Raw genomic sequence first — 13622 nt, 5'->3', positions numbered from 1 at the left:
AGAATACAGGATGAAAAAAGCAACGATGAAGGATATCGCCCGGCTGGCTAATGTATCGGTGGCTACGGTCAGCTATGTGCTGAATAATGTCAAAAACCAGACGATCCCTGACCCCACCCGCCAGAGCATTCTAAGTATAGCCAAGGAGCTGAACTATGTCCCTAATCTGGCTGCGCGCTCGCTTGTTGTCCAGCGGACGGGAATGGTAGGCATCCTCATTAACCAATCTCAGAACCTTCCCTTTTGGAAGCGCCAGAGCCATATGTCCCTGACCGACAGTCTGGAGTCAAAGCTAACCGCGGCAGGCTACCATACACTGGTAATCAGCCTTGATCCGCTGAATCCGGCGATGGATATAATCCGGGAGCGCAAGCTGGATGCTGTGTTCGTCGTGGATGTCATGGACGAGATGTTTTACCGGATCTCCGCTAATTTTGTGGACGGTGTCCCCCTGATTCTGATCGGCAGCCTAATCAATGACCGGATGTTTAATCAGGTTAATTATAATTACCCTCAGGCGCTGCAATCGGCGGTCTCCTCTGCTGCTGCTTCCTGCTGCCTAGTTATGGAGAGCTTTAACAATACAGCACTTGCAAGCTGGATTATCGACAATTCCGGAATAGCCAGGGAAGATATTTATGTATCGGCTGGAGCAGGTCAGGCGTATGAAGAGCTTGAAGCATTTTTACAGCGGAACCAGGGTAAGCATGTTATTGTCATGAATGAATTTCTGGCAAAAGCGGTTGAACGCACCGGGCTCGCCGCCTCGGTTACAGTGCTGTGCACATGCGGATTCCCGGAAGTTGTGCAGCCGGATGCTAGGATTATCCGGTTTCAGAATGACCGGGCTGAGACTGCTTTTGAACTGATGGTGAAGCTGAATTCCGCACCGGATGACCCTGCTATTGCTGCGGGCAACCAATTTTTAGTTGATGTCGCTCCTTAATTTCTTTATAATAACTTAAACGTTTAAGTTATTATAGGAGGTCACGCTATGATTCCAACTGCCGCCGGAACCGGCCAACCGTTAACCGAGCAGCCCCGTATGTACCCGGCTCTGCACAAGAACAGGGTATTCCTTTTGCTTTTCTCAGCCAGCACCTTGTCTGTTCTGGGGAACGCTTTTCACGCCCTGGCGCTCAGCCTCTGGGTATTGCAGGAAACAGGCAGTGCGCGGATGATGAGCGTATTAACGATCAGTAACCTGCTTCTGTGCTCATTGCTGGGGAGTGTCACCGGTACACTTGCTGACCGTATGAACCGCAGAACGCTGATTTTGTGCTCCTATCTTGTCCAGAGCCTTACCGTGCTGGCCATTGCATTCACGCTTACACAACAATCCCCGTCCTATATTCTCATTATCTGCCTGACCGGAATTGTGACAGCAGCCGGACAGTTTCAGGCACCTGCCTTCCAGGCCTCCCTTCTTCCTGTGGTTGGTAAAACTTATATTCAGCAGGCTGCAGGCTGGATGACGCTATCAGAGAATATTTCGCGGACGACCGGTTATGCCCTGGGCGGTATATTTGTTGCCGCGTTTGGCGGAGCATGGGCCGTATTTGTTGACGGAATGACGTTCATGCTGGCTTTTCTGCTGGTTGCAGCTGCCGGCGCTTTTGCTGCCAATTCTCCTGTCTCTACTGCGCATCATTCCTTTAAGCAGGATGTCACCGGCGGCTTCCGCTATATCTGGAGCCATTCTTTTGCCCGGTCAATACTTATTCTTCTGCCTGTTCTTACCATGTTCTTCCTCTCCTGCCTGATGCTTACCCAGGTGATGGCTGTTCAGGTCTGGAGAGCGGCGCCTTTGCAGTTCGGGCTGCTGGAGAGCAGTATTCCGCTCGGCTACATGCTGGGCTCAGGAGTAATTATTCTGGCGGGCAGCAAGCTGAAGCAGCGCGGTAAAGTCATTTCTGCCAGCCTGCTGCTGCTCGGACCGCTCTATCTTCTCCTCTCTTTCACCTCCTCCATGAACACGGCACTTCCCGTCATTCTACTGATCGGCTTCACCTTCTCCTTCAGTACTTTACTGATTAATATCATTCTTAGGCTGGAGGTACCGGAAGAGCTGCAGGGCCGGATGTTCGGCGTATTGGGTTCACTGATGAGTGTGGCTCCGCCCCGCTGGGCTTGGCCGTTTTCTCGGCAGGTGCGGATGTATTTGGCGTCTCACAGGTTCTGGCAGCTGCCGGAGCTCTTTTAAGCCTGTTCGGGACTGCAGCAGTGTTAACGCTTAAGCAGATCCGCAGATATAAGTAGAGCCAGGCAGGATGGTTTGTAGTAGAATATGTGAATTACGAGTACACGGAGGTGATGAAAAAATGAGTAATTACGATACGGTTATGTGTTACCTGCGCAGTAACCCGCTTAAGAACATTACCCCGTTAAAGATGCTGACAGCCTACCATCAGCTGATGGACTGCTATCTTTTGGAGCAAGGAAAAGAGTGGGGCGTGGTCCTGATGATGCCGGCAGATGCTTACTACTACGACAGGCAAGTATACCCAGAGGCGGATTACGTCGTCCTTATGGATTACACCAGCCCTGAATTGCTTCCTGACCTTATACGAAGAATTCCAGCTGACGCCAGGCTTGTATTCAAGCTGCAGGAGGAGGCCGGTGAGGCTATTGCTCCTTATTTCCCGCTCACGCCAGTCCGCCGCTTCTACTCTTACAGCTCTGTTCCCGGACACAGCTACATCCCGGACGGCCAGGCCACCGTTAGCAGCCGGTTGGATGAGCAGCTGCTGCCGCTGTGGATGGAGAACGGATATACTACGGAGGAGATAGAGGATTATTTTCAGGATGGCGCCTTCTCGGTGGCTATTTACGGGGAACTAACTCCGCTCAGCACCTGCATCGTCTTCCGCAACGAAGAGCAGATCTGGGAGATCGGGGCCGTACATACGGCTGCATCAGGCCGCCGGCAAGGACTTGCAGCACGCGTGCTCCGGACAGCGTTACACCATACCCTGGAGAGGGGTTATATTCCCAGATATCAGGTGCAGGATACCAACACGCCGTCCATCCGGCTGGCTGAAGCTTCTGGACTTAAGCTGGCAGTAAAACTTCAGCACTGGATAAATTACACACCGCAGCAGAAATAAATGAACCTGAGATCTCCTATAACGGGAACATATGTAATATAATGAACGTATGAGCTTTTTATAAGACGCATTAGCCATCATTTAGTCAGAGGAGTTTTATCATGAATTATCAACCCTATGGTCAACAACAGGATTACTACCCTCCCCCGCCGCCTCCGCCTGCACAAACGAACGGCAAATCTATTGCCTCGCTGGTCCTGGGAATTCTCTCCATCGTGACCCCTTATATCGGCCTGCTGTTCGGAATCGTGGCCATTATTCTGTCTGCCCTCTCCCTGAAGGAGATCCGTAACCGTTATGAAGGGGGCCGAGGCCTGGCCATTGCCGGGCTGGTCTGCGGCATTGTCGGTACGATTATTTACGCGTTGCTTATCATCTTTTTTGTGGTTATTATTTTGTTTGCAGTAGGATCAGAGGACACCATCAGCAATTTCTACCTCAATACAAATAATATCTAAACAGTGTTACGAAATATAAAAGGTTACGCATGATTAAAGTGAAAAAAGCAGCAGATAACGGTTTCTATACCGGTATGTGCTGCTTTTTTTGCTAATTGAAAGACGGAGCCATTGAAAACAGCTGGCGAAAATCCATTTTGGTCAAACAGCAACTCCTGCGGCGCTTACTCCCCGCGTTTCCACCTGTCCAGCACAGACAGCAGTCCGGGCACATCGAGCCCGTCCAGGGAAAAAGCCTTGCGCAGCAGGTCATGAGGAATGAACTCGTCATATTTGCCGAGGTACGGAGCCTCATCCGGCCCAAGCAAGGATAACGGATCGGTAGCTGCCACGCTCTCTGCGATAATCTCTGCTTCCAGCGTCTCCGCATCCGCCTTGCCGGCTACGACCATGTAATAGGGCTCCATTGGCACAATAGAGCGCAGGCCGAGCCGGCCCTTGAGGTTGTTCTTCAGCAGGCGTTCCAGCGTACGGAACTGCCGGCTGCCGGCCCAGGGCAGAATAAAGATCGAATCGCCGCCAGCCGGAAGCACCTCGCGGGTCAGCAGTCCGCTCTCCTTCGCCAGCCGGCGCGCCCGCTCCAGCCTGGCAGCCGCGCTTGGCGCAAGGTATGAATATATTGCTGTTGAGCCAAGAACCTCGCGGATCTTGGTCATGATGCGGGTATGCACATCGCCGCCTGCGCCAAGCCATAGGGTATCCACCTTGCCGCGCGAGCTTTTGACATAGACCGCTTTGTGGCGGTTATCGACCTCTTCGATCTTCCACAGCTTGCCGGCAAGCGTGAAGCAATAACCCGGCGGCGGCACAGTAGTAATGGAACCGATCTCCTCGGTTCCGTTATATACAACATGCTCTTCATCATCCTTGAACACCGCGTAGAAACGGAAGTTATTCACGATCTTCTCGCCGGCCAGGCCGATCAGCACTGTGCCCTCATCTATCATCTCGATATGACCCATTGCAATCATGTACTCCATAAAAGCGTCATAATCCGCCGGATCGATCCTGCGGAAGGAAGGCAGTGTTAATACCGCTTCTTTCAGGTCTTCAGGCTCGGCTTCGCCCATGCTCTTGAGAATGCTCATCGTCTGATGATAGAGCAGCCCTACCGGCAGCTGCCGTACATTCAGCGGCTCCACCCATTTCTCGCGCACGTACAGCTCGATGACTGCAATGGCCCGCAGCAGCGTCCACGGCATCCGCGCGGGAAGCTGCGCCTCCTCGTCCTCCTCCTCGGGCGTGACGAAGATCATCTCGGACGCTGCATCGCCGCGCCGTCCGGACCGTCCCAGCCGCTGCACGAAGCTCGCGCAGCTGTAAGGCGCGCCGAGCTGCAGCACGCGCTCCAGCTCGCCAAGGTCAATGCCCAGCTCCAGCGTCAGCGTCGCTGCGGCAACAGCAGGGCCGGAGCCCTCGCGGAGCGCGGCCTCCGTCTCTTCGCGCAGCATCGACGAGATGCTGCCGTGATGCACATGGAACACGTCGCGCTCCCCGCGCTTCGCGGCCACCCGCCGCATCTCGAGGATGGTCTCCTCCGCATCCGTGCGGCTGTTCGTGAAGACCAGCGCCTTCTTCAGATGCGTATGGTCATAGATGAACCCGTAATAGCTTTGCCGCGCCTGCTCCAGCCGCTCGGCCTGTACCTCGTCCCGCGCATCCGGGAACGAGAAATGCTCCACGCTCAGCCGGAGCTTGCGTCCGCCCTGCGGCGCAGAGACCTCTACGCTCTCGCGCGTTCCGGCGGCCAGCCACTCCGTCACGGAGGCATAGTCGCTGAGCGTAGCGGAGAGCCCGATCCGCCGCGGCTGGCAGCCGGCCATCCGCGAGATCCGCGCCAGCTGGCTGAGCACCTGGATGCCGCGGTCCGCGCCCATAAACGCATGCACTTCATCAACGATGATGAAGCGCAGATCATGGAACAGGGCCGGAATGGCATTCGGCCGGTTCATCAGCAGGCCTTCCAGCGACTCCGGAGTAATCTGGAGGACGCCGGAAGGCTTCTGCATCAGCCTGGTTTTGTCGGCCTGCGGCACGTCGCCGTGCCAGTGCCAGACCGGGATGTTGCCCTCGCGCAGCAGATCATTTAACCGGGTGAACTGATCGTTGATCAGTGCCTTAAGGGGCGCGATATAGAGAATGCCCACGGAATCGGACGGGCGTTCATACAGCTCCGTCAGCGCCGGAAAAAAAGCCGCCTCCGTCTTCCCCGAAGCCGTCCCGGAGGCGATCAGCAGATGATGCGGCGTGTCGAACAGTACGCGGCAGGCATCTACCTGGGCCTCGCGCAGCGTCTCCCAGCGGTTCTTGTATATGAACTCTTTAATAAACGGGGCCAGCCTGTAGAACGGGTTGCTGCTCATAGGTCAAACTCCGCCAGCAGGCCGTCCAGCTCATTGTCATCGGTTGCATCCGGTTTAATCGTCCGCTCCCCGACCAGCTTCTCAAAGGACAGCTCAGGATGCTGGCTCAGCGTATGCAGCAGATCCATGAAATCACGCACAATTTCACGCGGGGTCAGCAGCTCGTCCGCACCCAGCTTGCCCACGGCTTCCTCCATGAAATGCACCAGCTGCTCCTGGGTCAGCCTGGCTTCATAGCCGTAGTGCAGAGCGTGAATATCCCGCAGCTTCTGCAGCAGTACCAGAATCTCTTCATGCGAGAGCATCTCCAGCGCAATAATCGGCCCGGTAAAGTTATTCAGCCCTGCCGCTCCGTAACGTCCCGCAACCAGCCGCGAACGCAGAGCCTCGTAGCTAAACAGGCCGCGCCGTCCGTCTTCAACGAACTGCGGGGTGCCCCCGATGAAGATGCCCAGGCGCTCCGCCTTGCCCTGCATCGTGTCATTGAACATGGTCAGCAGCTTCTCATAGTTACTCTGCCGGGAGATGCTGTTCGTAATTTTGTAGAGATTCACGCCTTCGTCAATAAACAGCAGCAAGCCTTTGTAACCGATCGCGCCGGTGAGCTCCGCCCAGAGCTTCATATAATCGTACCAGTTATCGTCATCAATGATGACACCGACACCAAGCGCTTTTCGTGCCTCTGTACGGGTGGCGAATTCGCCCCGCAGCCAGCGTAGCGCATCCTGCTTCAGCTCGTCCTCTGCCAGCTTGTGGCCATTCCAGTAAGAAGCCAGCACCTTGGCAAAATCAAAGCCGTGCACCAGTCCGCGCATGCCCGAGGCGACCGTATAAATCCGCTGCTCCACTTCCTCCGCCAGCTGCGGGGCATCCGGAGAAATGCCTTTTTCCTGTATCACAGCCTGCTGAAGGCCCATGATCCATTTCTGCAGCATGATCTCCAGCGCTCCGCCATCCGGACGGGTGCGTGTTGACAGGTGGCTCATCAGCTCCCGGTAGGTCGCCAGCCCCTGCCCTTTCGTCCCTACCAGCCTGCGCTCAGGCGACAGGTCTGCGTCCGCCACCACAAAGTCACGGTCCATCGCGTAGTTGCGGATAATCTGCAGCAGAAAGCTTTTACCGCTGCCAAATTTTCCGGTAATCAGCTTGAAGGCCGCACCGCCATCTGCGATATTCTCCATATCCCGGAGGATCGCTTCCACCTCAGACCGGCGTCCTACAGCGATATGCTCCAGTCCGATCCGCGGCACGACCCCGGCAGTCAGGGAATTGACCAGTGCGGTTGTCATCCGTTTTGGTATTTTTAATTCACTCATTTAATCATTCACCTCATTAAATAAATACAGCATCGGCTTCCATTCCTCAGCCAGCTCCTCACCGTCAATCAGCAGATCACCGAGTATGTTCACCGCAAGCTCATTGATTTCATCATATACAAGCTCCGGCATCGTTCCGGCCGCAGCAGCAATTCTATTAACCTGTGAAGATCCGTTGTCTGCAGCAAGTGCCAGCAGCACCTCCCGGTGCAGCGGAAGCAATTCACCGCTGAGCTCCGCCCATTCGGGAGGAACACCGTCAGATAACTGTACAGCAGAAGTTTTGCCATCAGCAGCAGTATTGACCTCAATCAGCTGGCCATAATCCTGTTCCGGGCTGTTCTCTTCTTCTATTATATTCTGTTCCGGTTCATAGGACTGCTCCGTCAACGGCTCCTCATATGCCTCTACAGTCAGCAGGCTGCGGACAACCTCTGAATCACTCTTCAGCTGCTCCAGCTTCGACTGGTCGATCACAACCGCCGGGCCTTTAGCCTCCTGCTCCGCTTTGCGGAATTCCCGCCGCAGATATTTGGTGATCAGCTCGTCCATGTCCGGGTCAATCCGGATATCCTTCAGCCGGCCGCGGAAGCCCGTCAGCTCCCTCAGCTTATTCTCGGTCAGCCGGAACAGGCGGGTAATCAGGCTGCGCAGCGGCAGCAGTTTGCTGATCCGTACGACAGGCACAAGTACAGAATAGCCGTATCGCGAGATATCGTATACTGCACTGCGGAACAAATAGCGCTCCCGCATAACCGGAGGACCCGGAGGGAATTTTTCAATCAGCCGTGCCCCGTGCTTTCTCGCGACATAGGCATCAATTAAGGCTACCACCTGCGGTATATAGCGTTCAGCCGCTTCTTTTCCTTCACCGGCATAGAACTTGGACTTGCTGATATCATAATCGGACATCACCGTCAGGACCTCAAAGGTCAGCTGCTCCGGAGCGGAGCTGAGACAGCGCAGCAGCTCGATCTCCGCCAGGTCGCCGGACAATCCGCGTGTGCGCGCAACAATCAGCGACAGAGGGACATCCAGCTTGTGCACAAAGGAGAAATCCGCCATCCAGCTGCCGAGATACTGGTCCAGCCGTTTATATTGAGTCCGGTAAGCCTCCCAGATCAGCCCCAGCTGCCGGTAACCCTCCTCCGGCTCTCTCCAGCCGATGCCGTTAATGAGTTCATATACATGCAGAAAGATATAAGACAAATCCGTCTTCGGGAATCTCCCCTGTCTAACCTCATTACGCCAGTAAAAGTACCAGCGGCTCTGTTCAGCAGTCATATGGCTGTAGCTCGGCCAGTAGCTTTTGAACGGAACAAGCTTCGCTTCATCTGCAGTCATATCCTCGAGCTCAGCCGCCTGCTGCACGAATTCGCTTTCCGACTCCTTTTTGGCGGTGGATGCCGATGGCGCTATACGCGGCAGCGGAGGAGCCGACTTCATCCGGGGTTCCTTTGGCGGAATATTCCACTCTTTAGGCTGATCCGCCTTCTGCACAGACCGTTCCGCGGAAGCGGACGGGCTGCCCTGCTCCAGATCCCACAGCTGCAGCTGCTGCGGAGCAGCTTCGCCAGCCTGTCCGTTTTTGTCCGTCTTTTTATTAACCGTGCTGCTACTCAGGCTGTGTACGGACCCCCGCGGGGGAACCGCCATATTCTGCTCGCTGCTCTCCCAGACCAGCTCCGAGAAATGCAGGCCCTGCTTATCTTTGGGCATCCGTAATCTCTCCACTCGTATACCATAGTCATTTCAACATTATATCATATACGACGTCTGCCTGATGCAGCGTATACCTCCACCCGAATGGTTTAAGACCACAGGTCTATCCGTTCTTATTATTTTTCACAAACAAGTAGAAACGGCTATGCCGTCCTTCAGAGAAGGCGGTAAACATATACATTATATTTGAAAAAAAGACCCTGAGCCCCTCAGGATCTTATGTTAGCTATTCGCTCCAGCAGGCACGATCATAAAGAAGAATTCCTTCCTCAAGCATTCAGATACTCCGAAGGGCTCCGGCCCGTAATCATCTTGAAGACCTGGCTGAAATAAGCGGGATTGTTGAAGCCGACCATTTCGCTGATCTCATACACCATGTGCTGGCCGGACTGCAGATATTCAATAGCCCGATTCACCCGGTAATGGTTCAGATAGCTGACAAAATTCTCTCCGCTGACCCGTTTGAACAGCTGGCTTAAATATTTCGGATGCACATGCAGCTCCTGGGCAATGCCCATGAAGCTGATTTCCTGATGGTAGCGGGCCTCCACATATTTTTTCACACTCTCAACGAGCCTGTTCTTCTTCACTCCCATTTCCGAGAATGCAGCCTTCAGATAAGCCGGAAAAATCTGTCCCATCCACTCCGTCAGGCTTTTCCACGAGTTATACCCTGACACCGCCTGCAGAAATTGCGGCATGGTCATGGGCGGCGTACGCATAGGACAGCAGGCATTCCAGAAATACATCAGTGCAGTGAACAGCCCGACACAGACAGTCTGGATATCCTGAATGGCATTCTGATCATCCATCTGGAGTCTTGCATGAATGACTTCCCAGATCTCCCAGATTCCCGCAGAATCCCGGCCTTGCAGCGCTTCGTTCCACTGCTGCAGCAGACGGGAGTAATCCTCTAACGTCCAGCGGCTTTTGCCGCCTTTCTCCTCAAAGGTATAGACCAGCCCCGTTCCCTGATATTCAGCGGATAACAGTGCCTCCCGGCTTTCGAGATAGCAGTCAATCAGCTCATGCATAGCCTGCTTAACGGAACCGATACCTGCGTAAGCCTGAAGCTGGATATAATTCATAATCTTATCTGTAGTTTCCTGAACCGCTTCAGTCAGCAGCACTGACAACGCCTCTGCTTCACGGTCCAGCAGCAGAATAACCAGCAGATCCTCCGAATAGTCAAGCACGTGTCCCTGGATGGAGGGGAACTCTGCCAGCTTCATTTTGAGAGTCTCCCTGCAGATATTGCTGGCCCCGAACCTCAGCAGCTGCCACTCCCGTTCCTTCAGCTTCCGGGCATGTGACGGTCGGTTAAGCTGGATGCTGGCCGCGGCCAGCTGCTGCGGACGGGCAACCTGCAGATACCCGAGCTTTTCCTCCGATAATTCTTCCGCACTATAGCGTGTGGTCAGCAGATCCATCAGAAGGCGCTCCCGCAAAAAGGGAAGCGTACGGCCAATCTCCTGCTTATAGCGCTCCTCGAGCCGCTGCTTCTGCTCCTGCGCATCCAGCTCCAGCAGCACTTCCCGCAGCACAGCTTCAATCTCCTCAACTCTGGCCGGCTTGAGCAGAAAATGGCTCACCCCCCACCGCATGGCCTGACGGGCATTCTCAAACTCCTCGTAACCGCTTAGTATAATAATCGGCAGCTCCGGCTTCTGCTCCCTGAGCATTTCGGTCAGCTCAAGACCGCTCATTCCCGGCATATACACATCTGTCATCACCAGATCGGGCGACAGCCCGCGGAACAGCTCCAGCGCTTCATTGCCGTTCATTGCCGATCCCGCTATTGTAAGCTCCAGACGCTCCCAGTCTACGTGTCTCGTAAGGGCTTTCAGAATGTGAGGATCGTCATCCACAAGTAATATGGTACGTCTCATAACTGATCACGCAGCAGCCGCTCCAGCTGTTCCTCCGTCTCAATAACAGGCAGTGTAATCATAGCCGCAACCCCTTTCTCCGGCAGGTTGGCCAGATACAGTCCGTATGGTTCCCCGCAGTACAGCTGAATCCGGTTCATCACATTGCGTGTGCCAATTCCTTTGACATTGTCCATCGACCAGTCCTCCGGCAGCCCGCAGCCGTTGTCCAGGACGCAGATCTGCAGGAACGGCTGACTCCCCTGCGGTTTGATCTCCCTAATCTCCACCCGGATCACCAGCGGTCCCGGATCATGAGCCTTGCTCCCGTGTATGATGGCATTCTCAATCAGCGGCTGAAGAATGACCTTGGGAATATAATTGCTTCTTACAGCCGGGTCTGCGATCGCTTCCGTATACTCGATTGAGAACGGCAAACGCTCCTGCTGAATGCTGATGTAACAACGGGCATGCTCCAGCTCGTCCCGGAGACGAATCAGCATTTTGCCGCCGCTGAGGCCGATCCGCAGCATTTTCCCGAGCTGGGTGATCATGAAGCTGATATCCTGTGCATTATAATCCATGGCCTTCCAATGTATCATGTCGAGCGTATTGTAGAGAAAATGCGGCTTGATCTGGGCCTCCAGCAGTCCCACCTGAGCTTCCCGTTTGGCTGCGCTGGCTTCCCGTTCACTTTGCATCAGCTCATGCAGCCGGTTAACCATGTGATTGAACCCGTACGACATCTGTGTGTACTCTTCCGTTAGTGACTCGCTCATGCTGGCCCTGAAGTCCCCGCGCTCCAGCTTACGCATCTCCTGAATCAGCCGGCGTACCGGCCGGATCATGTTATGAATGAAGAAATACGCCAGCAGCGCCGACAACAGCAGACTGAGCAGGCCAATCAGCAGAATCTGCCTATCCGCCTTGCGTACCTCCTGCAGCAGTTCTTTCGTTGGAATCACCTGCACCAGACGCCAGGAGATTGTGCTTGGCCGGGAGAACATTACGAGATAGGTCTGGCCTTCTGTCTTCAGCAGCTCATATCCGTCCTTGGCTTCATAGGTATGCTGATTGAGCCACTCCGGCTCAAGTACGGCTTTCTGGGAAGGAGCGTTCCCGCCGTTAACCAGCAGCAGCATATTGCCGCTTGTATCAACCAGATGGATCTGTCCGTCCAGCACAATCGGAATATCCCTGAACTGGTTAAGGATATCGTCAGCCGACAGGCGGATATACAGATAACCGATCGTCTTGCCCTCGCTGCCGAACAGATGCTGAATATGGCCGATCAGGTACGGCTTGCTTTCATTGCCTCCATTGCTGTCTCCAAGGGGAACCCAGAGGGCATCCGCCTGCTTCAGCTTGTCGTACCAGACTTCCTTCTCTATGGTATTCACCGGAAAGACGAGGTCGGTGGAGCTCTGCTGCACATCGTTGAACAGATCGGTGTATATTTCGATTGAGCTGACTCCCTCATTCAGCACCAGCGTATGCTGCAGGATTTCAGTAATCTCCCGTTTTTTGGAGATCATCTGGTATTTGGAGACCGGCTCTGTTTCAAGATACTCCATTATCGTCTTGTTGGCAGCTATGGAGTAAGCTGTCCCGGACACATTGGCCATGAAGTCGAAGCCCCGCTTCGTGCTCTCATTTAGAAGGGCCAGCCGTGATTTACTGATCTCATTAAAGGTAACGGTAGAAAAAGTCCGGTATGCCAGCAGGACGATGATCCCCATAAAGACTAGATTGAAAAAAATGATACTGGCTGCCATCAAAGTTGACAGCTTGCTCCGCCTGATCCGCAGCATCCATCTGCCGAATACCCGTTGTTTCATCTGCCCCATCCTTTGTGCCAAACAGGCAGAAACAGTTAAACCGCTTTCAAGACGCGGTGAACCGTTTCTGCCTGCTCGCGGAATACTCTACTCAAGATTCTAACCCTTCAGACCGGAAGTGGCAATTCCTTCGACAAAGTACTTTTGTAAGGTGATGAAAAGGATAAAGCAAGGCACCAGCGATAATACCGACATGGCAAACATCGGGCCCCAATCGGACTGGGAGCTGGAATCCAGAAACAGGCGAAGCCCCAGCGGTACTGTATATTTAGTGACGTCACTGAGGAATATCAGCTGGCTGAAGAAATCATCCCAGGTCCACATAAAGGTGAAGATCATTGTCGTTATCAGTGCTGGCAAGGCAAGCGGAACAATTATCCGCCAAAAGATCATAACCGGACCGCAGCCGTCGATGGTTGCCGCCTCATCCAGCTCTTTTGGCAAGCCGCGTATAAACTGGACTGTGAGGAAAATAAAGAAGCCATCCGTTGCCACCCACTTCGGAGCAATCAGGGGAGCGAATGTGTTCACCCAGCCCAGATTATTAAAAAGAATGTAGCGTGGAATCAGTGTTACATGCAGCGGGAGCATGATTGTCATGAGCATGAGTGCAAAGCACACCGCTTTGAAACGGAAATTCAGCCGGGCAAAGGCATAAGCTGCCATAGAACATGTGATTACATTACCAAGCACTGCACCGATGGAGACCAGGCTTGAATTGACCAGAAACCGGGCAAAGGAGCTGCCCTGAAAGCCGGACCAGCCGTTAGCATAATTCTGAAAGTTCCACTCTTTCGGCCAGAACCAGATTTCGGTGAAAATCATATTAGCCGGCTTAAACGAGCTGCCAAGCATCCAGAGTACCGGATATAACATGATAAAGGCGATCAGACAGATAAAAATATGTTTGATGATGACTGATTTTTTAAAAGCAGCTGTTGCATCCATGT

Annotated in this window: 10 protein-coding genes; 4 read left to right on the top strand and 6 right to left on the bottom strand. The window is 53.9% G+C overall.

From position 1 onward, the window contains the following. Nucleotides 1-10 precede the first annotated feature (10 nt). The 4 genes from BN3772_RS08645 (at nucleotide 11) to BN3772_RS08630 (ending at nucleotide 3565) form a co-directional block, all read left to right on the top strand. Nucleotides 11-946: a LacI family DNA-binding transcriptional regulator gene (locus BN3772_RS08645; protein ID WP_042198757.1), complete on the top strand. Its 936-nt coding sequence runs from the start codon at nucleotides 11-13 to the stop codon at nucleotides 944-946. Nucleotides 947-994: 48 nt separating this feature from the next. Next, nucleotides 995-2203, top strand: coding sequence for an MFS transporter (locus BN3772_RS08640; RefSeq protein ID WP_052380427.1), 1209 nt, complete (start codon nucleotides 995-997; stop codon nucleotides 2201-2203). 118 nt (nucleotides 2204-2321) lie between these two features. Continuing rightward, a complete protein-coding gene (locus BN3772_RS08635) occupies nucleotides 2322-3107 on the top strand; it encodes a GNAT family N-acetyltransferase (RefSeq protein WP_042198755.1) in 786 nt (261 codons plus the stop codon). A 101-nt stretch (nucleotides 3108-3208) separates the two neighbouring features. Continuing rightward, nucleotides 3209-3565 (top strand): DUF4190 domain-containing protein, encoded by a 357-nt coding sequence (locus BN3772_RS08630; RefSeq protein ID WP_042198753.1) that lies wholly within the window; start codon nucleotides 3209-3211, stop codon nucleotides 3563-3565. A gap of 164 nt (nucleotides 3566-3729) precedes the next feature. Here BN3772_RS08630 and BN3772_RS08625 read toward each other — a convergent pair whose 3' ends face one another. The 6 genes from BN3772_RS08625 to BN3772_RS08600 form a co-directional block, all read right to left on the bottom strand. Then, nucleotides 3730-5928: a DEAD/DEAH box helicase gene (locus BN3772_RS08625; protein ID WP_042198751.1), complete on the bottom strand. Its 2199-nt coding sequence runs from the start codon at nucleotides 5926-5928 to the stop codon at nucleotides 3730-3732. Then, entirely contained in the window at nucleotides 5925-7244 is a 1320-nt protein-coding gene (locus tag BN3772_RS08620; RefSeq protein ID WP_042198749.1) for an ATP-binding protein, read from the bottom strand. The genes BN3772_RS08625 and BN3772_RS08620 overlap by 4 nt, the downstream gene beginning before the upstream one ends. Then, nucleotides 7245-8963, bottom strand: a complete 1719-nt coding sequence (locus tag BN3772_RS08615; RefSeq protein WP_052380426.1) for a TerB N-terminal domain-containing protein — start codon at nucleotides 8961-8963, stop codon at nucleotides 7245-7247. A gap of 272 nt (nucleotides 8964-9235) precedes the next feature. Beyond that, entirely contained in the window at nucleotides 9236-10855 is a 1620-nt protein-coding gene (locus tag BN3772_RS08610) for a response regulator transcription factor (protein WP_042198747.1), read from the bottom strand. After that, nucleotides 10852-12672 carry a cache domain-containing sensor histidine kinase gene (locus BN3772_RS08605; protein ID WP_042198745.1) on the bottom strand — a complete coding sequence of 607 codons (1821 nt, stop codon included), beginning with the start codon at nucleotides 12670-12672 and terminating at the stop codon, nucleotides 10852-10854. The genes BN3772_RS08610 and BN3772_RS08605 overlap by 4 nt, the downstream gene beginning before the upstream one ends. Before the next feature lie 99 nt (nucleotides 12673-12771). Continuing rightward, nucleotides 12772-13620, bottom strand: a complete 849-nt coding sequence (locus BN3772_RS08600; protein WP_042198742.1) for a carbohydrate ABC transporter permease — start codon at nucleotides 13618-13620, stop codon at nucleotides 12772-12774. Nucleotides 13621-13622: the final 2 nt, after the last annotated feature.

Source organism: Paenibacillus camerounensis, from assembly GCF_000723885.1.
Taxonomy (GTDB): domain Bacteria; phylum Bacillota; class Bacilli; order Paenibacillales; family Paenibacillaceae; genus Paenibacillus_AQ; species Paenibacillus_AQ camerounensis.
Note: the sequence above shows the minus strand (reverse complement) of the source record. Positions and strands in the feature narration are given on the sequence as shown.

Excerpts from the sequence above, each read along its gene's own strand:
- BN3772_RS08645 (WP_042198757.1), top strand. The coding sequence starts at position 11 with ATGAAAAAAGCAACGATGAAGGATATCGCCCGGCTGGCTAATGTATCG.
- BN3772_RS08640 (WP_052380427.1), top strand. The coding sequence starts at position 995 with ATGATTCCAACTGCCGCCGGAACCGGCCAACCGTTAACCGAGCAGCCC.
- BN3772_RS08635 (WP_042198755.1), top strand. The coding sequence starts at position 2,322 with ATGAGTAATTACGATACGGTTATGTGTTACCTGCGCAGTAACCCGCTT.
- BN3772_RS08630 (WP_042198753.1), top strand. The coding sequence starts at position 3,209 with ATGAATTATCAACCCTATGGTCAACAACAGGATTACTACCCTCCCCCG.
- BN3772_RS08625 (WP_042198751.1), bottom strand. The coding sequence starts at position 5,928 with ATGAGCAGCAACCCGTTCTACAGGCTGGCCCCGTTTATTAAAGAGTTC.
- BN3772_RS08620 (WP_042198749.1), bottom strand. The coding sequence starts at position 7,244 with ATGAGTGAATTAAAAATACCAAAACGGATGACAACCGCACTGGTCAAT.
- BN3772_RS08615 (WP_052380426.1), bottom strand. The coding sequence starts at position 8,963 with ATGCCCAAAGATAAGCAGGGCCTGCATTTCTCGGAGCTGGTCTGGGAG.
- BN3772_RS08610 (WP_042198747.1), bottom strand. The coding sequence starts at position 10,855 with ATGAGACGTACCATATTACTTGTGGATGACGATCCTCACATTCTGAAA.
- BN3772_RS08605 (WP_042198745.1), bottom strand. The coding sequence starts at position 12,672 with ATGAAACAACGGGTATTCGGCAGATGGATGCTGCGGATCAGGCGGAGC.
- BN3772_RS08600 (WP_042198742.1), bottom strand. The coding sequence starts at position 13,620 with ATGGATGCAACAGCTGCTTTTAAAAAATCAGTCATCATCAAACATATT.